The organism is Streptomyces sp. NPDC017529 (genome assembly GCF_044329785.1).
Lineage (GTDB): Bacteria > Actinomycetota > Actinomycetes > Streptomycetales > Streptomycetaceae > Streptomyces.
In genome coordinates this window covers 81,765-101,287 of sequence record NZ_JBIRJY010000018.1, presented here as the reverse complement: position 1 = coordinate 101,287, position 19,523 = coordinate 81,765, and the positions used below count along the sequence as shown (strand labels likewise).

Below are 19,523 nucleotides of genomic sequence, written 5' to 3'. Positions count from 1 at the left end.
GTCGTCCACTGCTTGAGCTGGTCACCTTACCCGAATGCGGGTGCGGGGCGCAGGTGCCGGAGCGCTGGCCGGGCACGCCGGAAGGGGGCGTGCACGAGGCCCCGTACGCCCGCCGGTGCGGCGCCGGGTCTCGACGTGGCGGGGCCCCGGCTGGAGGGTGGGAGCGGGGTGCCGCAGCGGGAGGTGGTGGCCGGGGGGCCACCGCGGGCGGCAGCCGGGAAGGTGGGCGGCGATGGCGGGTGCCGTGAATCCGTACATGCGGGGTCTGTTCGCTCCGGTGCGGGAGGAGATCACCGCGTACGACATGGCCGTGACCGGCCGGATTCCGGAGGAGTTGGACGGGCGCTATGTGCGCAACGGGCCGAATCCGCTGGGGGTGGAGGACCCGGCGGCGTACCACTGGTTCAGCGGCGACGGGATGCTGCACGGTGTGCGGCTGCGCGGCGGGCGGGCCGAGTGGTACCGCAACCGCTGGGTGCGGTCCGACGCGATGGCGCTGCGGCTGGGCGAGAAGATCCTGCACGGGCCGCGGCACATGGACATGGACTTCGCGCCGAACACGCACATCACCCGGTTCGCCGGGCGCTGTCTGGCGCTGGTCGAGGGCGGGGCGCTGCCGTACGAGCTGGACGGCGAGCTGGACACGGTGGGCCCTTTCGACTTCGCCGGCACGCTGCCGGGCGGGCTCGCCGCGCACACCACGATCGATCCCGACACCGACGAGCTGCACTGCGTCGCGTACTGCTGGGCGTGGCCGTACGTGCAGTACCTGGTTGCCGGGACCGACGGCCGGATACGGCGGCGCGTGAACGTGCCCGTCGACGGGCGGCCGATGATGCACGACTTCTCGCTGACCGAGCGTCACGTGCTGCTGTACGACCTGCCGGTGGTCTTCAACCCGGGCGCCGTCGGGGTCGGCCCGTCGTTCCCGTACGTGTGGGACGCGCACCGCCCGGCCCGGCTGGGGGTGCTGCCGCGGGAGGGCGGCGCGGCGGACGTGCGGTGGCTGGAGGTGGAGCCGTGCTTCGTCTTCCACCCGATGAACGCGTACGAGGCGGAGGACGACGCGGGCCGGATCGTCGTGCATCTCGCGCGGTACGAGCGGCTGTTCGCGAAGGGTCGTACGGGCCCTGACGGGTCGCCGCCCGTGCTGGAGCGCTGGACCGTCGATCTGCGGGCGGGCCGGGTCCGGCGCGAGCCGGTGGACGACCGGCCGGTGGAGCTGCCGCGGGTGGATCCGCGGCGGCTGACGCTGTGGCACCGGTACGGCTACGCGGTACTGGAGTCGGACGACGCGGACGCGGGGGCCGTGCGGTTTCCGGGGATCGAGCGGACGGGGGTGGGGCTGGTCAAGTACGACCTGGAGCGGGGGAGCAGTGAGCTGCGGCGTTTCTCGCCGCAGGGCGGCGTCGGCGAGGCGGTGTTCGTGCCGGCGGGGCCGGACGCGGAGGAGGACGAGGGCTGGCTGATGGCGTACGTGTTCAACCCGGACCGCGACGCCACGGACCTCGTCATCCTCGCGGCCCAGGACTTCACGGGTGAGCCGGTCGCGCGCGTGCACCTGCCGGTCCGGGTGCCGGTCGGGTTCCACGGCAACTGGATACCCGACCGGGAGTGAGCGGGGGCGGAGGCGGAGGAGCGGAATCCGGTTGCCGTGGCTTTTTCGATGCGGTTGCATTGGTACGGTGGGTGCGACGGCGACGGAAGGGGACGGCATGGCCGGGAACGACGAACGGGTGGCGCGCGCGGGCGTGGCACTGGAGACGTACACGCTCTCCGAGGAGGGCTGGCGGGCGAGTCCGAGCGAGACGCTCCAGCGGGTGCTGGCCGATCTCATGCACTGGTGTGACGCCACCCAGCGCGACTTCGACCGGTCGCTGGCCGCTGCCAGGGAGCGGCACGCGGAGGAGCGGGCGGCTTCCCCGGCGTGACCGGGCTGCTCGGCGGCCCGGTGCCCGCCGGTGGGTGCCGGCCCGCCCGCCGCGCGCAGCGCGGGCCCGACCCCCGTACGGGACCGCGCTCGCGCGGGGCGGGGGTCAGCCCGCGTACGGGCGGGCCTCGCGGGCCTCGCGCAGCGCCTGGGCCCACCAGGCCAGCTGGTCCAGCAGCACGGTCGCGGCCCGGTCGGCGTCCGCGGGCTCGCGCAGCCGCCCCTCGCCGTCGAAGAGCCCGCCGGCCATCGCGAAGCTGACCGTTTCGCGCACCGTCGTGGCGTGCAACTCCGCGAACACCAGGCGCAGTTGCTCGACGGCGCGCAGGCCGCCGGAGATCCCGCCGTACGACACGAAGCCGACCGGCTTGGCCTGCCACTGCTCGCGCAGCAGGTCGACGGCGTGCTTGAGGGGGGCGGGGAAGGAGTGGTTGTACTCGGGGGTGATGACGACGAAGGCGTCCGCCGCGCCGACGCGCTTGGCGTAGGAGGCCATCTCCTCGCTGCCGTACCGCAGTTCGTAGGGTCGGATCTCGTCGAGGTCGATGACGTCGACGACGAGGTCGTCGCGCCGGCCGGCGTGCTCGGTGAACCAGTTCGTGACGACGGGGGCGAACCGGCCCTCCCGGGTGCTGCCGACGATGACGGCGAGAGTGAAGGGGCGCTGGGGCATGGCGGGGCCTCCTGAAGGCGGTGGGGTGGAGCCGTGGTCGGCTTCAGGACGAGACGCTAAAACCTCAACCAAACTTCATGTCAATGCGTGGCCCTGGGCTCACCCCGGTCCGCCGCTCCGGTACGGGTGAGGGCCGCCCTCCCGGGCGGCCCTCACCATGTCACCGGATCCGCCGCGCGACCGGCCTCAGCGCGTCACTGGGCCCCGAAGAGCGTGAGGAGATCCGTCTTCTGGAACATCCGGGCCGTTTCGACGGCCGACGGGGTGCCGGCGGCCGGGTCGGCGCCGTGGGCGGTCAGGACCCGTACCACCTCGTCCTCGCCCTTGAAGACGGCTCCGGCCAGGGGTGTCTGGCCCCGGTCGTTCGGCCGGTCCGCGTCGGCTCCGCGTGCCAGGAGGACCGAGACGGCGTCGGCGTGGCCGTGGTAGGCGGCCAGCATCACCAGGGAGTCGCCCTTGTCGTTGGTGAGGTTGGCGGGTACGCCCGCGTCCACGTACGCGGCGAGCGTGTCCGTGTCGCCGTGCCGGGCCAGGTCGAAGACCTTGGCCGCGAGGTGCAGCACCTCGGGGTCGTGCGCGTGCTCGGTCGTCTCGGGACCCTGCGGCTCGGGGTTCGCGTCACTCATGGTCGCCGGCCTCCTGCTCTGCTGGTGGGGCGGTGTCCTGCAACGCCCGCCTGGACCTTTGCTGTCCCCGCCACCTTATGCAGCGCGCCGCCGCGCGGCCCCTGGCGCGCGCCGGGCGTTTGGCGGCCGCGCGGTCCTTCAGAACATGTCCGGACACCACGGCCGGCGCGGCGTGCGTAGCAGGAGGTCGGCGGTCGCCAGGGCCCCGGGCCGCTCCTCGGCCACGCGGCCCAGCGCGCCGAGCCGTACCGCGGACTCGTCGCCCAGGTAGAGGGCCGCGAAGTCACCGACGTCCAGCGTGAGTTCCGCGCTGCGCTCCGTACGCGCGCAAGTGGCGCCCTCCGGCCCGGCCTCCAGCAGGAACCGCCCGTCGGCCAGCCCCGCCTTGTCCCGGATCTCCAGGACGAGCGAGCCGGCCGCCGGGTAGGTACGGGCCTCCAGCAGCCGCGGGATGTCCAGCGGCCGGATCCACAGGTAGTCGGCTTGATGCCGGATCTGTGCCGCGCGCGGGTCGCCGAGGTAGTACGGCAGCAGGTCGTCCGGGCCGCGCAACCCCGTCTCGACGTGCATGACCCAGTCGATCGAGCACAGGAACCGCCACAGGGCCCGCTCGGCGGCGGCGGTGGTCGCGGCCAGCCGGTCGACGGTCAGCGTGTTCTGCGGCAGCTTGCGCTCCCACTTGTCGTCCACGCGGTACGACACCAGGCCCTCGACCTCGCCGGACGCGGACCGGTAGACGGCGTGGAAGCGGTCCTTGGCGGGGTGGTGCGGGAGCGTGACGGCACCGGTATGGGTCCGCCACCAGACGTCCGGCAGGTCGATCGCGCCGGGCTGCCCGGCGCGGAACCGTTCGTGCAGCGGGGGGCCGACCTCCAGCACCTCCGCCGCGTCGGCGAAGTCGACCCGGCCGCCGTCGTCCGGGCCCGCGTGGCGCGGGTCCAGCGCGGCGCGCGCCACCTCGATGTGCCATTCGGTGCACCAGGTGGCCGGCCCGAAGCCGTACCGCCCGTAGATCGGGTACTCCGCGGCGATCAGCGTGGCGAGGGCGTCGCCGCGCTCCTTCGCCGCCCGCAGGTCGTTCTCCATCATCCGGCTGAGCAGGCCGCGCCGCCGGTGGGTGGGGGAGACCGTCACGGCCGAGACGGCGTCGGCGGGCACCCGGGCGCCGCCGACGACGGTCAGCTCCTGCGAGAAGCTGTGGAACGTGGCGACCCAGCGGCCGTTGTCGTACGCGCCCTGGGTGCGGTCCGGGTCATAGGAGCCGCGGCGGTGCTCGATCTCCTCGTCGGGGACCACCGGCGGCCGCAGGAAGCCCACCTTCACGCCCCGCAGCCAACCGGGAAACTCCGCCTCGCCGACCTTACGCACCTCGATGCCCATGACCGTACGGTAGCCATGGCCCTGTCCTGCCGTCGCGGGAATTTCCCGTACGGCGGGCGCTCGGGAGCCGGGCGTCTCAGAAGGCCGCGCGTATCGCTCCCACGCGCTCGGCCCCGCCCAGCAGCGGCGCCTCCTCGATGCGCGCCAGCACCGGCGACTCGACGCCCATCCGGCGCAGCACCCGCCCGAGTATCGGGCCGAGCGTGCGGGTCGCGCCGTCCTCCACCTTGAACGCCAGCGCCCGCCCGTCCGGCAGCGCCACCGCCTGCACGGCCTCGGCGCCCATCTTCGACAGCACGCCGGGCAGCGCCTGCATCAGCCAGGTGTCCGGGCGGCGGGTGCCGGCCACGTACTCCGGGTGCGCGCGCATCGCGTCGGCCACGCGCCGCTCCGGCGTGCCTTCGCCGGCCAGCACGAAGTGCCGGAAGGAGCGGGCCAGGCCGGTCAGGGAGATCGCCATCAGCGGCGCTCCGCAGCCGTCCGTGCCGATGTGCTCGACGCGCTCGCCGCTCGCGGAGCGCACCTCCTCCAGGGCGAGCTGCTGGAGCGGGTGGTCCGGGTGGAGGTAGGAGTCCATCGGCCAGCCGTTGGCGGCGCAGGCGGCGAGCATCGCGGTGTGCTTGCCGGAGCAGTTCATCGTCAGCCGGTCGCGCACCCGCCCGGAGGCCAGGTACGTCTCCGCCTCGGCCGGGTCCAGCGGCAGGTCCGGCGGGGTGCGCACCAGCTCGGCGGGGAGGTTGTGCTCGCTGAGCATCTTCTGCACCAGGTCGAGGTGAAAGCTTTCGCCGGAGTGGCTGGCCGCGGCCAGCGCCAGCCGCTCGCCCGACAGGTCGAGGCCGGCCCGCAGGATGGCCGCGGCCTGCATCGGCTTGTTGGCGGAGCGCGGGAAGACCGGGGAGGTCACATCGCCGAGCGCGGTCTGCACGCTGCCGTCCGCCGCCAGCACCACCAGCGAGCCGCGGTGCCGGCCCTCGACGAACCCCGAACGCACGACCTCGGCGAGGACGGGGGCTGTACCGGCCGGGGCGGGCCCGTCGGTAAGGGTGGTGGAGCTCATCGGCGGCCTTCCGGGGAGTGACCCGCGCCCCTCCCCGGAGCCGTGCGGCCGGTGGGTCAGGAGAGCAGGTCGTCTACTTGTGCTTCGCCTTCACGGTACCTGCGGGCGATCTCGGCACTGCAATCGTCGGCCGTCCGCTGGAGGGACTGGCGGGCCCGCGACACCTGCTGCTCGTACCGGACGAGCCGCCCCATGGCGTCGTGCAGCTCCTGGTCCGTACGGGCCGTGAGGTCGGACAGCTCCACCTCGCCGAGCATCTGCTCCGCCAGCTGGCGGTACTCCTCGCTGTGCGGCATGCCGAGCGTCACATGGCGGGCCGAGGAGCGGTGCCGCGACGGCCCGTCCGTCAGGATCTCCGGGAGGCGGTCCAGCAGCGGGGAGTGCGGGGCCGTACGGCGGCTGCTCTCGGCGCGCAGGATGTCGATCCGGCCCTGGAGCAGGCGCCGCACATAGCTCAGGTCGGCCTCCTCCCGCTGCGCGGAGCGGCGCAGGACCCGCAGATCGGGCAGGCTCAGCCGGAGCAGGTCGGGCGGCGGTCCCGGGCGGAAGCGGTCGCGTTGCAGCGGGGCCCGGTGCGGTGCCGTGCCGGCCTGGGACATGGGGCCGTCCTCCGTGCGGGCGGGCCCGGGGTGTGCCTGGGCCTGCGTGGTCGTACGGGCCGCCGTCGGCGCCGTACGGGCGGTCGGTACGGGACCGGGTGTCTGCCCGGAACCGGCAGTGCTCATGAGTCGTTCCGTCCCCTCGTCCGGTGCGGTCGCACGGGCAGGTTGTCCGTGAAACGCACCGCGTGCACGCATCGTGCCACCCTGCGCGTGCCGCCCGCAGGGCCAGCCATGGCCATGGCACCCGAACGGCCCCGGGAGGGTACGGCTGTCAGGGTCCCGGGCGCGCCGTGCATCATGGCCTGTATGCGAGCTGTGGTGCAGAGGGTCGACGGCGCACGCGTCGAGGTGGACGGCGAGACGGTCGGTGAGATCGTCGGTGAGGGGCTGTGCGTGCTGGTCGGGGTCACGCACGACGACACCCCGGCGAAGGCGGCGCAGCTCGCCGGGAAGCTGTGGTCGGTGCGCATCCTGGACGGCGAGAAGTCCTGTTCGGACACCGGAGCGGGGCTGCTGGTGGTCAGCCAGTTCACTCTCTATGGTGACGCCCGCAAGGGCCGCAGGCCCACCTGGAACGCGGCGGCCCCCGGGCCGGTGGCCGAACCCCTCGTCGACGCGGTCGTCGACCGGCTCCGCGAGCTGGGCGCCGAGGTGCACACGGGCCGCTTCGGCGCGGACATGAAGGTGTCCCTGACGAACGACGGCCCGTTCACGGTGCTCCTGGAGGTCTGAGCCCCGGAAGCCGGCGCTACGGCTCGACCACGACCTCCTGCGCCGCCGCCGTGGTCTCCGCCAGCAGCTCCGCGTCGACGGGCACGTTGCGCTTGACGAGGGCCAGGGCGATGGGGCCGAGTTCGTGGTGGCGGGCCGAGGTGGTGACGAAGCCGAGCTGGCGGCCCTCCGCGCCGTCGGCGGCGAGGCGTACGGGCGCGCCGTGCGGAGGCAGGTGCACCTCGCTGCCGTCCAGGTGCAGGAAGACCAGGCGGCGCGGCGGCTTCCCCAGGTTGTGGACGCGGGCCACGGTCTCCTGGCCGCGGTAGCAGCCCTTCTGGAGGTGCACGGCGGTGCCGAGCCAGCCCAGCTCGTGGGGGATGGTGCGGTGGTCGGTCTCCATGCCCAGCCGCGGCCGGTGCGCCTCGACGCGCAGCGCCTCCAGGGCCAGGGTGCCGACGGCGGGGCCGTTGGCCGCCGCGAAGGCCTCCAGTTCACCGCGGGGCAGGAACAGGTCCCGGCCGTGCGGGGTCTCCCGTACGACCGCGTCCTTCGGGGCCTCGGCGATCGAGCCGGCCGGCAGGTGGACGACCGCGTAGTCGTCCGTACGGTCGGCGACCTCGACCCGGTAGAAGAACTTCATGCTCTCCAGGTAGGCGATCAGCGCCTCCTCGGTACCCGGCTCGGTGTGCAGCCAGGTCGTCTCCCCGTCGTCGACGAGGTAGAGGGCGTGCTCGATGTGGCCGTTGGCGGAGAGGATCAGGGCCTCGGTGGCGTGTCCCGGCGCGAGTTCGCTGACGTGCTGGGTCAGCAGCAGGTGCAGCCAGCTCAGCCGCTCGGGGCCGCTGACGGTGACCACGCCGCGGTGCGAGAGGTCGACCAGGCCGCGGCCGTCCGCGAGGGCGCGTTGCTCACGGAACAGGTCGCCGTAGTGTGCGGCGACACCTTCGTCGGGGGCCTCGGCCGGAACGGCACCGGGCAGCGACAGCAGCGGACTGGCTTCACGTTGGCGCGGCATACCCCAAGCGTACGACCGGCTACGAAACGGGCCCCGACCCGCCCTCCGCGTGCGGGCCGCCGTCCGGCGCCGGCGCGGTGTCCTTCTCGCCGCAGGCCGCACAGCGACCGAAGATCGCGAAGTGCTTCAGGTCCGTGTCGAAGCCGAACGTTTCCCTGAGCGTCGTCGTGAACGGTTCGGCGATCGACAGGTCGGCCTCGATCACGTCCGTGCAGTCCCGGCACACCAAATGGATGTGGTGGTGCCGGTCGGCGAGGTGGTACGTGGGGGCGCCGTGCCCGAGGTGGGCATGGCTGACCAGGTTCAGCTCCTCCAGCAGTTCCAGGGTCCGGTAGACCGTGGAGATGTTCACGCCGCCCGCCGTCCTGCGCACCTCGGTGAGGATGTCGTCGGGGGTGGCGTGCTCCAGCTTGTCCACGGCCTCCAGTACGAGCTGGCGCTGCGGGGTCAGCCGGTAGCCGCGCTTGCGGAGGTCACTCTGCCAGTCGGTGGTCACCACGCTCCCAGTGTAGGAGGGCGGTCAGCCGGTGCGTACGCCGCGCAGGTAGCCGGAGAGCGCGGTGACGGCCGCGGGGTTGCGCGGGCTCTCCACCAGATCGGCGTAATCCATGACGTAAATGCGGTCGTTCTTGATCGCCGAGACGTTCTTCAGTGGCGCGTACGACTTGAGGAACGACTTCTTCTGCTCGGCGGTCGGCGTGCCGTAATCGTTGATCACGATCACGTCGGGGTCGCGCTCGACCACCGTCTCCCACCCGACCGTGGTCCAGGAGTCCTTGAGGTCCTTCATGACGTGGTCGCCGCCGGCCTTGGTGATGATGTCGTGCGGCCCGGCGAAGCGGCCCGAGGTCAGGGGCTTGTCCTGGCCGCCGTCGTAGAGGAAGACGGAGGGCCGCTCGCCCTCCGCGGGCGCCTTGGCCTGCGCGTCGGCGACCTGCTTGCGGTACTTGGTGACCAGCGCCTCGGCCCGGTCCTCGACGTCGAAGATCTTCCCGAGGGTCCGCAGGTCGGTGTAGAGCGCGTCCAGCGGCGGCATCACGCCGCGGGCGCGGTCCCGGCCGCCGTCGGTCCCGTTGCGGCAGGACTCGGTGAGCACGTAGCTGCCGATGCCGAGCTTCTCCAGGGACGCGGGCGTGACGCCGCTGTCCTCGCCGAAGCCGTAGTTCCAGCCCGCGAAGACCAGGTCGGCCCTGGCGTCCAGGGCGATCTCCTTGGTGATCGCCTTCTTGGACAGCCACGGCACCTTGGCGTACGCGTCCTTCCAGGCGACGGCGTCGATGTCGCCCCGGTACTCCGGCGTGACGTACCCGGCCATGTGGTCCTCCAGACCGAGCGCGAACATGATGTCGGCGATTCCGATGTCGTTGGTGACCACGCGCCGCGGCGCCTTGTCGTACGTCGTCTTCGTACCGCAGTTCTCGACCGTGACCGGGTAGTGCCCCGATCCGGCGCCCGACGCCTCGGCCGAGCCGTCCTTGCCGTCCTTCCCGCCCTCGGCGACCTGCGCGCCGCAGCCGGTGAGCGCGGCGAGCGCGAGGGCGGTGAGCAGGGCGGCGGAGCGGTGGCGGGTGCGCATGGGGGTCCTCACGGGGTGGTCGGCGGGTCGGTACGGGCGGGCAGGCGGTCGAAGAGCAGCTGTACGGCGCCGGTCTCGGGATGCGGTACGCGGTGCGCGCGCACCCCGAACACCTCGGCCAGCAGCTCGGTGTCCAGCACGTCGTGCGGGGCGCCGGAGGCGACGATGCGGCCGCCGGAGATGACGTACAGCTCGTCGCAGTGCCCGGCGGCCAGGTTCAGGTCGTGCAGCGCGGTCAGCACCGTCAGCCCGCTGTCCCGCACCAGCGCCAGCAGCTCCAACTGCTGCGCGATGTCCAGGTGGTTGGTCGGCTCGTCCAGCACCAGCACCTTCGGCTCCTGGGCCAGCGCGCGGGCGATCAGCACCCGCTGCTTCTCGCCGCCGGACAGGCTCAGGAACGAGCGCTCGGCCAGGTGGGCGGCGCCGGACCGCGCGAGGGCCTCCTCGCACAACCGGGTGTCGGCGGCGCTCGGCCGCCCCGAGCCGCGCTGGTGCGGCAGCCGCCCCATCGCGACGACCTCGGCGGCCGTGAAACCGAACTCGGTCGCCGACTCCTGCGGCAGCGCGGCCAGCTGCCGGGCCCCCTCGCGTACGCCCATGGCGTGCAGGTCGGCGCCGTCCAGCCGCACGGTGCCGGCGGCCGGGCGCAGTGCCCGGTAGGCGCAGCGCAGCAGGGTGGACTTGCCGCTGCCGTTGGGCCCGACCAGCCCGACGACCCGGCCGCTGCCGGCGTGCAGGGTGATGTCGTGCACGAGCCGGGCGCCGGCCACGTCCACGGACACCGCGTCGATGTCGATCCGCATCACGCACCGCCTCCGAAGGAGTAGCCGCGGCGCCGCATCAGCAGGACGAAGCAGGGCACGCCGATGACGGCGGTGATCACTCCGACGGGCAGTTCCACGGGCGCCAGCAGCACCCGGCTCAGAATGTCCACCCACACCAGCAGCACCGCGCCCAGCAGCGGCGCCACGGCCAGCACCCGCCGGTGCCCGGCGCCCACCAGCATCCGCGTCACGTGCGGCACCATCAGCCCGACGAACCCGATCGCCCCGCTGACCGCGACCACCGCGCCGGTGACGCCCGCCGTCACCACGAACAGCTCCCGGCGCAGCCGCCCCGGGTCCACGCCGAGCGCGGCGGCCGACTCGTCGCCCATGGCCAGCGCGTTGAGGCGGCCCGCCGAGGCCACCAGGTAGACCAGCGCGGCGGCCACCGCGGCCGCGGCGATCGGCACCGAGCCCCAGCCCGCTCCGCTGAGGCTGCCGAGCAGCCACATCATCGCGGACCGCGCGGCCTCGCCGCGGTCGGCGGCGAACACCATCAGGGTGGAGAGGGCGGAGAAGCCGTAGTACATGGCGGAGCCGGTCAGGACCAGCCGCAGCGGCGTCAGCCCGTGCGCGCTGCGGGCCGCCGCGTACACCAGCGCCATCGCCAGCAGCGCCGAGCAGAAGGCGGCGGTGGACAGCGCCCACACGCCGAGCGCGGCCAGCGACCCGAAGAGCAGGACGGCGTTGGCGCCGACCGCGGCGCCGGAGGAGACGCCGAGCACGAAGGGGTCGGCGAGCGCGTTGCGCACCAGCGCCTGGACGGCGACGCCGATCGCGGAGAGCCCGGCGCCCACGACGGCGGCCAGCACGGCGCGGGGGAAGCGCAGCTCCCAGACGATGGTGTAGGCGGAGACCTCGTCGGCGGAGATGGTGCCGCCGCTCAGGCCCGCGCCGAGGTAGCGCAGCACGTCGCCCCAGCCGACGCCGGAGGCGCCGAGGCCGACGCCGCACAGCAGCGAGCCGAGCAGGGCGGCGGCGAGCCCGGCGGCCAGCGGGCCGGTACGCAGCGGCGCTGGGCGGCGCGGCGCCGTCGCTGGGGCCGGGGGAGCGGCGGTACGGGCGGGGGCGGCCAAGGGACCAGCGCCTTCGGCTCGGGCCGCGTCCGTACGGGAAGGGGCCGTGGTCCGAGGCGCGAGGCCGGCGGCGGCGTCCCCTCGCAGTCCACGGCGAGTTGTCGGAACGGGCGCCCCCGCGGGCGATCGGGCTGGCGGAAGGAGGTTTCCGCTCACCGTTGCGGGTCAGCGCCGGACTCTCACCGGACTTTCCCCGCGGGGCGCTCTGCGTCTGTCGTTGCTGGGAAGACGGCTGTTACTTGAAGAAAGCGATGCCGTCGTCCGGCAGGTCCTTGAGGTCCTTGGCCCACTCACTGGGGTCGACGACCTTCTTCAGGTGCGCGGACATGTACGGGCGCAGCGGCACCTCGGGGGTGGTCTTCTCGCCTACCCACATCAGGTCGCTGTTCACGTACCCGTACAGGCGCTTGCCGCCGCTGTACGGGCCCGAGGCGGCGGTGCGCGCGACGGCGTCGGTGGCCAGGTCGATCTGCGGCTTCTGGTCGGCCAGCTCGCCGTACCAGACCTCCGCGACGCCACCGTCGCGGATCATCACGACCTCGACCTTGCGGTCCTTGTCGATGCGCCAGTAGCCGGCCTCGGTCTCCAGCGGCGCGACCTTCTTGCCCTCACCGTCCAGCACCCAGCTGTGCGAGGTGTATTCGAGGAAGTCGCGGCCGTCGTGCGTGAAGGTGACCTCCTGGCCGAAGTTGCACTTCTCGGTACCGGGGAAGTCCGCGACGCCCGCGCCCTCCCAGTTGCCGAGCAGGAAGGCGAGGGGCACGAGGGCCGGGTTCAGGTCGGACGGGATCTCGATCATGAGCTCAGGCGATCTGTATTAGGGGAGGTTTCTGGTCTCTAGCGCTGGCCCTGGTACAGCTTCTTCCAGGTCAGCCCGGCGAAAGCGACGACGCCGACGGCTACCAGGACGAGCAGGGTGGTGAAGACTGCCTCAAGCACGAGCGCGCTCCTCGGACGGAGTGAGGTATTACGGACCGGGAGCGAGTCTAGTCGGCGTGGCTCAGGGCAGCGCTGTGAGGTCCGCCGCGCGCCCTAGAGTGGCCGTATGGCGAAGAAGCTGGTGATCAAGGTGACGGCGGGGGCCGACGCTCCCGAGCGCTGTTCCCAGGCGTTCACGGTGGCGGCGGTCGCCGTGGCGAGCGGGGTGCAGGTCTCGCTGTGGCTGACCGGGGAGTCGGCGTGGTTCGCGCTGCCGGGGCGGGCTGCGGAGTTCGAGCTGCCGCACGCGGCGCCGCTGCCGGACCTGATCGACTCGATCACGGCGGGCGGCGGCACCATCACCGTGTGCACGCAGTGCGCGGCGCGCCGCGGCATCGAGGAGAAGGACCTCATCGAGGGCGCCCGGATCGCCGGGGCGCAGGTGTTCGTCAGCGAGGTCGTGCCGGACGGGGTGCAGGCGCTGGTCTACTGAGCCGGTTCCCGGCCGGCACCGGCTCTCAGCGGCGGCCGGGGCCGTGGTCGTCGATCTCGCGCCACCAGCGGTCGGACTCCGGGTCGCCGGACTCGTCCCACCAGCGTTCGCCCGGCTCCCTGCGGTTGCCGACGATCGCCGCGAACGGCGGGATGACCATGGCGACCACGCACATCGCCACGGCCGCCGGCACGGACCACAGCCGGACCACGCCCCACGCCAGCACGAACAGGGCGATGCAGACGCCCATCAGGGCGAAGTACCGGCGGTGCCGGCGCTGCGCGGGCGGACGCTGGTGCGCGTACATGACTCCACCGTAGGTCGGCCCGCGGCCGCTGGGAAGCGCGGCGGGCCGCACCCCCAGCCAAGGCGTCCAAACCCCTGGGGTGCGGCCCGGCGGCCGTACGTGCGTACGTATGGGTGTCGCCGTCAGACGGCGATGGCGACCTCCGCGAGCCCGCCGTGCTGCGCGACGACGGTGCGGTCCGCGGTCGCGCCCGGGACCAGGGCGCGCAGCGTCCAGGTGCCCTCGGCCGCGTAGAAGCGGAACTGCCCGGTCGCCGAGGTGGGGACCTCGGCGGTGAACTCGCCGGTGCTGTCCAGCAGCCGCACGTACCCGGTGACGGGCTGGCCGTCGCGGGTCACGCTGCCCTGGATGGTGGTCTCGCCCGGCTTGATCGTCGAAGCGTCCGGGCCGCCGGCCTGTGCTCCACACATATGGGTACTTCCTTGGTGGGTTGAGGGGTACGGGGAGGCGGTGCGCTTACTTCGCGGCGCCGAGCTCGATCGGCACGCCGACCAGCGAGCCGTACTCGGTCCAGGAGCCGTCGTAGTTCTTGACGTTGCTCTGGCCGAGCAGCTCGTGCAGCACGAACCAGGTGAGCGCGGAGCGCTCGCCGATGCGGCAGTAGGCGATGGTGTCCTTCGCCAGGTCCACGTTCTCGGTCTCGTACAGGGCCTTGAGCTCGTCGTCCGACTTGAAGGTGCCGTCGTCGTTGGCGTTCTTCGACCACGGGATGTTGCGGGCGCTCGGCACGTGGCCGGGGCGCTGCGACTGCTCCTGCGGGAGGTGCGCGGGGGCGAGCAGCTTGCCGCTGAACTCGTCGGGGGAGCGCACGTCGACCAGGTTCAGGTTGCCGATCGCGGCGACGACGTCGTCACGGAAGGCGCGGATGGAGGTGTCCTGGGCCTTCGCCTTGTACTGGGTCTGCGGGCGGTTCGGCACCTGCGAGCCGTCGACCAGGTCGCGCGAGTCCAGCTCCCACTTCTTGCGGCCGCCGTCGAGCAGCTTGACGCTGCCGTGGCCGTACAGCTTGAAGTACCAGTACGCGTACGAGGCGAACCAGTTGTTGTTGCCGCCGTAGAGGACGACCGTGTCGTCGTTGGCGATGCCCTTCTCGGACAGCAGCTTCTCGAAGCCCGCCTGGTCGACGAAGTCGCGCCGCACCGGGTCCTGGAGGTCCTTCTGCCAGTCGATGCGGACGGCGTTCTTGATGTGGTTCTTGTCGTAGGCCGAGGTGTCCTCGTCGACCTCGACGATGACCACCTTCGGGTCGTCGATGTGGGCCTCGACCCAGTCGGCGTCCACCAGGACGTCGCTACGGCTCATGTTGTTCTCCTCCGGGGCAGTTACGGGGCACGCGTACGCCGGTGCGCGCTGCGGGCGGGGGACGCGGCGCTGCGTGGGGAAGGGCAGGGTGGCCTCGGCGGGCCGGGCGGGGGCGGGGGGAAGAGGCCGCCCGTCAGGCAGTGCGACAGAGCATGGCGGCGACGCGGCACAGATCGACTGCCCGCCGCTTCGTGAGATTCGCCTGTCCCCGCGAACGGGAACCGCTCAGAGAGCTCTGCATGCGACCGATCGTAGGGAGGCGCGGTGGGACGTGTCACCGGCGTGTCGGATGCTGAGACGCGTGGGTCCGCATGGCGATACGAGGAGGGGGTGCGGGCGGCCTGCCGGCCGGGCCGCGGCGGCCCGCGGGCCGGTGGGGGACTGGCGTGCGGGACGGGATGTCTCAGCGTATGGACGGCCGGGTGGTTCGTGGTGATTCGTACCGATGCCGCCGGCCGGGGGTGGGGGGTGCCCCGGCCGGGCGCCGGATCAGCCGGAAATCTTGACGTCCGTGCCGCTGGCCGAGATCGAGATGCCGTCCCGCGTCGAAACGACCTTGTCCAGCTTCAGGCTGCCGGGCAGCCGGTTCAGCTTCCACCGGTGGTCGGTCTCCCCGCGGACCTGGTCCCGGCAGGCGGACAGCCGCGAGCACAGGTCCGGCAGCTTGTCGGCGCGCAGCTGGACGGTGTCGCCGTTCACTATGCTCACGGTGCCGGTGATCTCCAGCGCGTTGAGCATCGGCAGGTTCGGCAGGTTCGGGGAGATCTTCACCTGGCTCTTGCCGTTCTTCTCGCCGCCGTAGCTCACCTTCACGTTCTTGCCCGAGGCGGCGGTCAGGTCCGCGTACGAGATACGGGCCTCGCCGGTGGCGCTGGCCGCGCTCTCGATCGAGGTGTAGTCGCTGGTCAGCTTCACGTCGTGGAACTGCGCCGACATCTGCTCGATGCGCAGCGTGCGGCCCTCGGCGGTCGCGTTCAGGCCGTCGATCTTGGCGTCCACCCGGTCCAGCCTGCGGCTCGCGACCTGGGTCAGGAACGGGAAGCCGGTGATCGACACCTCCGGCGTCCGGTCCAGGCCCTGGCTGCTGCGGATCTTGTCCGCGGCCTTGTCCTCGGCGATGTTCACGGCCACCCGGTCGGCGGCGACGAACAGGCCGCCGAATATCACGACGATCACCAGCAGCACTCGCAGTGCGCGCATCGAACCACTACCCCCAGGCGTGGGGCCGAATTCGGCCCGGTTTTTCCGGTTCAGACCTTGATGTTGCGCCTGCGAGCCTAACCGGCCCAGGGGGGCCGGTGTTGTTCCGCGGGCCTGCGGCCGGGCAGGCGGCCCGCGGCCGGACAGGCTGGATCGGTCAGGTCAGGGCGCGCCCCAGGACGTAGACGGCGGGGGAGGCGAGGGCCAGGGGGAGAGCTACGCCCGCGGTCATGTGGACGAAGCGGGAGGGGTAGTCGTAGCTGGCGACGCGGAGGCCGATCAGGGCGCAGCCGCCGGCGACCAGGCCCAGCAGGGCGCCCGCCGCGCCGAGGCCGGTGAGCTGGCCGGCCGCGATGCCCGCGCCCGCGCCGCCGAGCAGGGCGACGACGAGGGAGGCGGCGGGGGGCAGCGGCAGGGCGCGGGCGAGGGTCGCCACGGCCACCGCGATGGCGCCGACCGTGACCGCGTCGGCCGCGGCGGCCAGCTGGCCCGACGCCATGACCGCGAGCGCGGTCGAGGTGAGACCGGCGGTCAGCGCGTACATGCGTTCGTCGGCGCTGCTGCGGTTGCGCAGCTGTAGGACGAGGACGAACAGGCACCAGACGCCGAGCGTGCCGATGGCGACCGTGGGCGCCTGGTCGCGGTCCGTGGCCAGTAGCGCGATGTCGGTGGTCACGCCCGCCAGGAAGGCGAGCGCGATGCCCTGCCGGGCCGGCCACATGCCGTTGAGGCGGAACCAGCCGGCGGCGGTGACGGCCTGGAGGAGCACCACCGGCACCATCAGGCCCACGCGGGGCAGCGGGGCGGCGAGCGCGAGGAGCAGGGCCAGCACGGCGGTGACCGCGGCGGGCTTGAGGCCGGGCGGGATGATCGGCGAGCGGCCCTCGGCGCGGGCGCGCTGGTTGGGCGCGAGCCGCGACAGGTCGGGGGCGGGTTCGGGTTCCTGCGCGGGCTGGGCGCCGGTGTGCGGCTGCGGCTGCGGCTGCGGGTTCCGGGTGGCGGCCGGCGCGGGGCTCTGCTTCGGCAGGTAGGACGTCTCGGCGGCGGACGGGTCGGGCGTTGCGGCGCCCGGCCCGTTCACGACGGGGAGCTGGGCGCTGGTGTCCCAGGTCGGCGCGGTCCAGATCTGCGTCTGCGGATCGTCCTGGCCGCCGTTGGCCGGGGCGTAGGCGTCGGCTCCGTACGAGCCCTGCCCGTACTGCCCCGGATGCTGCTGCTGTTGTTGTTGTCCGGCTGCGGAGGGCCAGGAGGTCTGCTGCGGCTGCCCGTAGGTGTCGTAGCCCTGCTGCTGGTGGCCGTATGCCTGCTGCCCGTACGACTGCTGACCGTAGGCCTGCTGTCCGTATGCCTGGTGGCCGTAGGACTGCTGCTGCGGCTGCTGCGCGGGGGGCTGCTGCTGTCCGTACGTGCCCTCGTAACTGCCGTACGGCTGCGCGGGCTGGGACCCGTACGTACCGCCGGTCTCGTACGACCCGGGCGTCTCGTAGGGGTCGGCGGACCGGTACGGATCGTGGGCGTCCTGGGGGGCCCGCTGCTGCCGGTGCGGGTCCTGCGGGTCGTACGGCCCGTAGGACCCGTACGGATTCTGCGGCTGGTTCTCGCTCATGTTCTCGCTCATCCTCCCGCGAACGGCGGCAGGACCTCGACGGTGCCGCCCTCGGCCAGCCGTACCGCCGCGTGGTCGCGGCTGCCGACCGGATCGCCGTCGACCAGGAACGAGCTGCGCGTCAGGACGCGGGCGAACTCCGGGTTCGCGGCGTGCCGCTCGCGCGCCGCGGCCAGTGCCTCGGCGAGCGTCGCCGCCGCGTACGGCTCCTCGGCGGTGCCGGCGGCGGCCTTCGCCGCGGCCCAGTAACGCACGGTGCCAGTTGTTGTCACGGCGGCCTCTTCATCGTGAATCGTCGTGAGTCGTCAGATGCCTCCATGATGGCGCACGCGAAGGCCGGTCCCGTTCGGGGCGAGTCGGGACGCCGGTCCGGACAAGTTCTGGCAAAACCTCCAGCTCCGTTCGAGTGACGGGGGGAAATTCGATTGCCGCGCGAATCAGCTCGCATAGGCTCGAAAGGTGTTGGTCCGATTGGCGCGGGCGCATCTGCGGCCCCACATGCGCCCGATATCCCTGATCGTGCTGCTCCAGCTCGTCCAGACGCTGGCCACCCTCTACCTGCCCACCCTCAACGCCGACATCATCGACAACGGTGTCGTCAAAGGGGACATGGGCTACATATTGAGCCTCGGCGGCGTCATGACCGCCGTGACCCTGCTGCAGATCGTCTGCTCGATCGGCGCCGTCTACTTCGGCGCCCGCACGGCCATGGCACTGGGCCGTGACATCCGGGCGGCGGTCTTCGACCGGGTGCAGTCCTTCTCCGCCCGCGAGGTGGGCAGGTTCGGCGCGCCGTCCCTGATCACCCGTACCACCAACGACGTACAGCAGGTCCAGATGCTGGTCCTGATGACGTTCACGATGATGGTCGCGGCGCCCATCATGTGCGTCGGCGGCGTCGTGATGGCCCTGAACCAGGACGTGCCGCTGTCCGGCCTGATCCTGGTCATCGTGCCGGTCCTGGCGGTCCTCGTGTCGCTGGTCGTCCGGCGCATGCGCCCGCTCTTCCGCGGGGTGCAGGAGCGCATCGACACCGTCAACCGGGTGCTGCGCGAGCAGATCACCGGCATACGGGTCATCCGCGCCTTCGTCAGGGACGGGTACGAGCGCGAGCGCTTCGCCGGCGCCAACCGCGACCTGTACGACGTGTCGCTGCGCGCCGGCCGGCTGATGTCGCTGATGTTCCCGCTGGTCATGCTCGTCGTGAACGTCTCCAGCGTGGCCGTCGTCTGGTTCGGCGGGCACCGCATCGACAGCGGCGGGATGCAGATCGGCGCGCTGACCGCCTTCCTCAGCTATCTGATGTACATCCTCATGTCGATCATGATGGCGACGTTCATGGTGATGATGCTGCCGCGCGCCGAGGTCTGCGCCGAGCGCATCCAGGAGGTGCTGGCCACCGACACCAGCGTCACCCCGCCGAAGGCGCCGGTCACCGAGCTGCGCCGGCACGGGGAACTGGAACTGCGCGGTGTCGGGTTCCGCTTCCCCGGCGCCGAGGAGCCGGTCCTCAAGGACATCTCGCTGACCGCGCGCCCCGGCGAGACCACCGCCGTCATCGGCTCGACGGGCAGCGGCAAGTCCACCCTCCTCGGCCTGGTGCCGCGGCTGTTCGACGCGACGGACGGCGCGGTGCTGGTGGACGGCGTGGATGTGCGCACCCTCGCCCCCGAGACGCTGGCCAAGACCATCGGCCTCGTACCCCAGAAGCCGTACCTCTTCTCCGGGACCGTGGCCACCAACCTGCGCTACGGCAACCCCGAAGCGACCGACGAGGAGCTGTGGCACGCGCTGGAGACCGCGCAGGCCCGCGACTTCGTCGAACGGATGGAGGGCGGCCTGGACGCGCCGATCGCCCAGGGCGGCGGCAACGTCTCCGGCGGGCAGCGGCAGCGGCTGGCCATCGCGCGGGCGCTGGTACGCAAGCCCGAGATCTACCTCTTCGACGACTCCTTCTCCGCCCTGGACTACGCCACGGACGCCGCGCTGCGGGCCGCGCTGGCCCGGGAGACGGACCGGGCCACGGTCGTGATCGTCGCCCAGCGCGTCTCCACCATCCGCGGCGCCGACCGCATCGTCGTCCTGGACGAGGGCCGGGTGGTCGGCACCGGCACGCACGCCGAGCTGATGGCGGACAACGAGACCTACCGGGAGATCGTGCTCTCCCAGCTGACCGAGCAGGAGGCGGCGTGAGCAGCCAACAGGCCCCGCAGCGGCGCGGGCC

23 protein-coding genes and 1 riboswitch are annotated in these 19,523 nt (G+C 72.6%); of the genes, 5 read left to right on the top strand and 18 right to left on the bottom strand.

Features of this window, described 5'->3' with window-relative positions; all coding sequences use genetic code 11:
* The first annotated feature begins 232 nt into the window (after window positions 1-232).
* Window positions 233-1,618 carry a carotenoid oxygenase family protein gene (locus tag ACH4K4_RS31570; protein WP_398171952.1) on the top strand — a complete coding sequence of 462 codons (1,386 nt, stop codon included), beginning with the start codon at window positions 233-235 and terminating at the stop codon, window positions 1,616-1,618.
* 97 nt (window positions 1,619-1,715) lie between these two features.
* Window positions 1,716-1,931: a hypothetical protein gene (locus ACH4K4_RS31565; RefSeq protein WP_398171950.1), complete on the top strand. Its 216-nt coding sequence runs from the start codon at window positions 1,716-1,718 to the stop codon at window positions 1,929-1,931.
* Between the two features lie 105 nt (window positions 1,932-2,036).
* On the opposite strand, the gene ACH4K4_RS31560 is transcribed toward ACH4K4_RS31565, so the two are convergent.
* From ACH4K4_RS31560 to ACH4K4_RS31540, 5 genes are all read right to left on the bottom strand, one after another.
* A complete protein-coding gene (locus tag ACH4K4_RS31560) occupies window positions 2,037-2,603 on the bottom strand; it encodes an NADPH-dependent FMN reductase (RefSeq protein WP_398171948.1) in 567 nt (188 codons plus the stop codon).
* 194 nt (window positions 2,604-2,797) lie between these two features.
* Window positions 2,798-3,229 (bottom strand): ankyrin repeat domain-containing protein, encoded by a 432-nt coding sequence (locus ACH4K4_RS31555; RefSeq protein ID WP_398171946.1) that lies wholly within the window; start codon window positions 3,227-3,229, stop codon window positions 2,798-2,800.
* A 138-nt stretch (window positions 3,230-3,367) separates the two neighbouring features.
* Window positions 3,368-4,609, bottom strand: coding sequence for a GNAT family N-acetyltransferase (locus ACH4K4_RS31550; protein ID WP_398171944.1), 1,242 nt, complete (start codon window positions 4,607-4,609; stop codon window positions 3,368-3,370).
* Window positions 4,610-4,685: 76 nt separating this feature from the next.
* Window positions 4,686-5,666 carry an asparaginase gene (locus ACH4K4_RS31545; RefSeq protein WP_398171942.1) on the bottom strand — a complete coding sequence of 327 codons (981 nt, stop codon included), beginning with the start codon at window positions 5,664-5,666 and terminating at the stop codon, window positions 4,686-4,688.
* 56 nt (window positions 5,667-5,722) lie between these two features.
* The gene (locus ACH4K4_RS31540; protein WP_398171940.1) at window positions 5,723-6,391 is read right to left on the bottom strand and encodes an ABC transporter substrate-binding protein; all 669 of its coding nucleotides are present in this window, start codon (window positions 6,389-6,391) and stop codon (window positions 5,723-5,725) included.
* 183 nt (window positions 6,392-6,574) lie between these two features.
* Here ACH4K4_RS31540 and dtd point away from each other — a divergent pair, with 183 nt between their 5' ends.
* Window positions 6,575-7,000 carry a D-aminoacyl-tRNA deacylase gene (dtd, locus tag ACH4K4_RS31535; RefSeq protein WP_398171938.1) on the top strand — a complete coding sequence of 142 codons (426 nt, stop codon included), beginning with the start codon at window positions 6,575-6,577 and terminating at the stop codon, window positions 6,998-7,000.
* A 16-nt stretch (window positions 7,001-7,016) separates the two neighbouring features.
* Here dtd and ACH4K4_RS31530 read toward each other — a convergent pair whose 3' ends face one another.
* From ACH4K4_RS31530 to ACH4K4_RS31505, 6 genes are all read right to left on the bottom strand, one after another.
* Window positions 7,017-7,997: a YgfZ/GcvT domain-containing protein gene (locus ACH4K4_RS31530; RefSeq protein WP_398171936.1), complete on the bottom strand. Its 981-nt coding sequence runs from the start codon at window positions 7,995-7,997 to the stop codon at window positions 7,017-7,019.
* A 19-nt stretch (window positions 7,998-8,016) separates the two neighbouring features.
* The gene (locus ACH4K4_RS31525; protein WP_398171934.1) at window positions 8,017-8,496 is read right to left on the bottom strand and encodes a Fur family transcriptional regulator; all 480 of its coding nucleotides are present in this window, start codon (window positions 8,494-8,496) and stop codon (window positions 8,017-8,019) included.
* Window positions 8,497-8,517: 21 nt separating this feature from the next.
* Window positions 8,518-9,573, bottom strand: coding sequence for an ABC transporter substrate-binding protein (locus tag ACH4K4_RS31520; RefSeq protein ID WP_398171932.1), 1,056 nt, complete (start codon window positions 9,571-9,573; stop codon window positions 8,518-8,520).
* A gap of 8 nt (window positions 9,574-9,581) precedes the next feature.
* On the bottom strand, window positions 9,582-10,376 hold the full coding sequence (locus ACH4K4_RS31515; protein ID WP_398171930.1) for an ABC transporter ATP-binding protein: 795 nt from the start codon (window positions 10,374-10,376) through the stop codon (window positions 9,582-9,584).
* A complete protein-coding gene (locus tag ACH4K4_RS31510) occupies window positions 10,376-11,407 on the bottom strand; it encodes a FecCD family ABC transporter permease (protein ID WP_398172024.1) in 1,032 nt (343 codons plus the stop codon). The genes ACH4K4_RS31515 and ACH4K4_RS31510 overlap by 1 nt, the downstream gene beginning before the upstream one ends.
* A 165-nt stretch (window positions 11,408-11,572) precedes the next feature.
* A riboswitch (cobalamin riboswitch) is annotated at window positions 11,573-11,713 on the bottom strand.
* On the bottom strand, window positions 11,709-12,272 hold the full coding sequence (locus ACH4K4_RS31505; RefSeq protein ID WP_360125594.1) for an FABP family protein: 564 nt from the start codon (window positions 12,270-12,272) through the stop codon (window positions 11,709-11,711). Its footprint overlaps the riboswitch before it by 5 nt.
* Window positions 12,273-12,518: 246 nt before the next feature.
* Here ACH4K4_RS31505 and ACH4K4_RS31500 point away from each other — a divergent pair, with 246 nt between their 5' ends.
* Window positions 12,519-12,884: a DsrE family protein gene (locus ACH4K4_RS31500; protein ID WP_398171928.1), complete on the top strand. Its 366-nt coding sequence runs from the start codon at window positions 12,519-12,521 to the stop codon at window positions 12,882-12,884.
* Window positions 12,885-12,909: 25 nt separating this feature from the next.
* Here ACH4K4_RS31500 and ACH4K4_RS31495 read toward each other — a convergent pair whose 3' ends face one another.
* The 7 genes from ACH4K4_RS31495 to ACH4K4_RS31465 all read right to left on the bottom strand — a co-directional run bounded on the left by ACH4K4_RS31495 (window position 12,910) and on the right by ACH4K4_RS31465 (window position 17,571).
* Complete coding sequence (locus ACH4K4_RS31495; protein WP_398171926.1) at window positions 12,910-13,191, bottom strand: DUF3099 domain-containing protein; 282 nt, start codon at window positions 13,189-13,191, stop codon at window positions 12,910-12,912.
* Window positions 13,192-13,313: 122 nt separating this feature from the next.
* Window positions 13,314-13,601 carry a DUF1416 domain-containing protein gene (locus ACH4K4_RS31490; protein ID WP_385228406.1) on the bottom strand — a complete coding sequence of 96 codons (288 nt, stop codon included), beginning with the start codon at window positions 13,599-13,601 and terminating at the stop codon, window positions 13,314-13,316.
* Between the two features lie 46 nt (window positions 13,602-13,647).
* Window positions 13,648-14,493, bottom strand: a complete 846-nt coding sequence (locus ACH4K4_RS31485) for a sulfurtransferase (RefSeq protein ID WP_360125602.1) — start codon at window positions 14,491-14,493, stop codon at window positions 13,648-13,650.
* A gap of 133 nt (window positions 14,494-14,626) precedes the next feature.
* Window positions 14,627-14,734: a putative leader peptide gene (locus ACH4K4_RS31480; protein WP_360125604.1), complete on the bottom strand. Its 108-nt coding sequence runs from the start codon at window positions 14,732-14,734 to the stop codon at window positions 14,627-14,629.
* Window positions 14,735-14,982: 248 nt separating this feature from the next.
* Complete coding sequence (locus ACH4K4_RS31475; protein WP_398171924.1) at window positions 14,983-15,693, bottom strand: DUF2993 domain-containing protein; 711 nt, start codon at window positions 15,691-15,693, stop codon at window positions 14,983-14,985.
* A gap of 157 nt (window positions 15,694-15,850) precedes the next feature.
* The gene (locus ACH4K4_RS31470; protein ID WP_398171922.1) at window positions 15,851-17,299 is read right to left on the bottom strand and encodes a hypothetical protein; all 1,449 of its coding nucleotides are present in this window, start codon (window positions 17,297-17,299) and stop codon (window positions 15,851-15,853) included.
* An 8-nt stretch (window positions 17,300-17,307) separates the two neighbouring features.
* A complete protein-coding gene (locus ACH4K4_RS31465) occupies window positions 17,308-17,571 on the bottom strand; it encodes a MoaD/ThiS family protein (protein WP_360125610.1) in 264 nt (87 codons plus the stop codon).
* 187 nt (window positions 17,572-17,758) lie between these two features.
* Between ACH4K4_RS31465 and ACH4K4_RS31460 the strand changes: the two genes are divergently transcribed.
* Window positions 17,759-19,492: an ABC transporter ATP-binding protein gene (locus ACH4K4_RS31460; RefSeq protein WP_398171920.1), complete on the top strand. Its 1,734-nt coding sequence runs from the start codon at window positions 17,759-17,761 to the stop codon at window positions 19,490-19,492.
* The last annotated feature ends 31 nt before the right edge of the window (window positions 19,493-19,523 follow it).

Coding starts and splice junctions, on each gene's coding strand:
- ACH4K4_RS31570 (WP_398171952.1), top strand. CDS start 233: ATGGCGGGTGCCGTGAATCCGTACATGCGGGGTCTGTTCGCTCCGGTG.
- ACH4K4_RS31565 (WP_398171950.1), top strand. CDS start 1,716: ATGGCCGGGAACGACGAACGGGTGGCGCGCGCGGGCGTGGCACTGGAG.
- ACH4K4_RS31560 (WP_398171948.1), bottom strand. CDS start 2,603: ATGCCCCAGCGCCCCTTCACTCTCGCCGTCATCGTCGGCAGCACCCGG.
- ACH4K4_RS31555 (WP_398171946.1), bottom strand. CDS start 3,229: ATGAGTGACGCGAACCCCGAGCCGCAGGGTCCCGAGACGACCGAGCAC.
- ACH4K4_RS31550 (WP_398171944.1), bottom strand. CDS start 4,609: ATGGGCATCGAGGTGCGTAAGGTCGGCGAGGCGGAGTTTCCCGGTTGG.
- ACH4K4_RS31545 (WP_398171942.1), bottom strand. CDS start 5,666: ATGAGCTCCACCACCCTTACCGACGGGCCCGCCCCGGCCGGTACAGCC.
- ACH4K4_RS31540 (WP_398171940.1), bottom strand. CDS start 6,391: ATGAGCACTGCCGGTTCCGGGCAGACACCCGGTCCCGTACCGACCGCC.
- dtd (WP_398171938.1), top strand. CDS start 6,575: ATGCGAGCTGTGGTGCAGAGGGTCGACGGCGCACGCGTCGAGGTGGAC.
- ACH4K4_RS31530 (WP_398171936.1), bottom strand. CDS start 7,997: ATGCCGCGCCAACGTGAAGCCAGTCCGCTGCTGTCGCTGCCCGGTGCC.
- ACH4K4_RS31520 (WP_398171932.1), bottom strand. CDS start 9,573: ATGCGCACCCGCCACCGCTCCGCCGCCCTGCTCACCGCCCTCGCGCTC.
- ACH4K4_RS31515 (WP_398171930.1), bottom strand. CDS start 10,376: ATGCGGATCGACATCGACGCGGTGTCCGTGGACGTGGCCGGCGCCCGG.
- ACH4K4_RS31505 (WP_360125594.1), bottom strand. CDS start 12,272: ATGATCGAGATCCCGTCCGACCTGAACCCGGCCCTCGTGCCCCTCGCC.
- ACH4K4_RS31500 (WP_398171928.1), top strand. CDS start 12,519: ATGGCGAAGAAGCTGGTGATCAAGGTGACGGCGGGGGCCGACGCTCCC.
- ACH4K4_RS31495 (WP_398171926.1), bottom strand. CDS start 13,191: ATGTACGCGCACCAGCGTCCGCCCGCGCAGCGCCGGCACCGCCGGTAC.
- ACH4K4_RS31490 (WP_385228406.1), bottom strand. CDS start 13,601: ATGTGTGGAGCACAGGCCGGCGGCCCGGACGCTTCGACGATCAAGCCG.
- ACH4K4_RS31485 (WP_360125602.1), bottom strand. CDS start 14,493: ATGAGCCGTAGCGACGTCCTGGTGGACGCCGACTGGGTCGAGGCCCAC.
- ACH4K4_RS31480 (WP_360125604.1), bottom strand. CDS start 14,734: ATGCAGAGCTCTCTGAGCGGTTCCCGTTCGCGGGGACAGGCGAATCTC.
- ACH4K4_RS31475 (WP_398171924.1), bottom strand. CDS start 15,693: ATGCGCGCACTGCGAGTGCTGCTGGTGATCGTCGTGATATTCGGCGGC.
- ACH4K4_RS31470 (WP_398171922.1), bottom strand. CDS start 17,299: ATGAGCGAGAACCAGCCGCAGAATCCGTACGGGTCCTACGGGCCGTAC.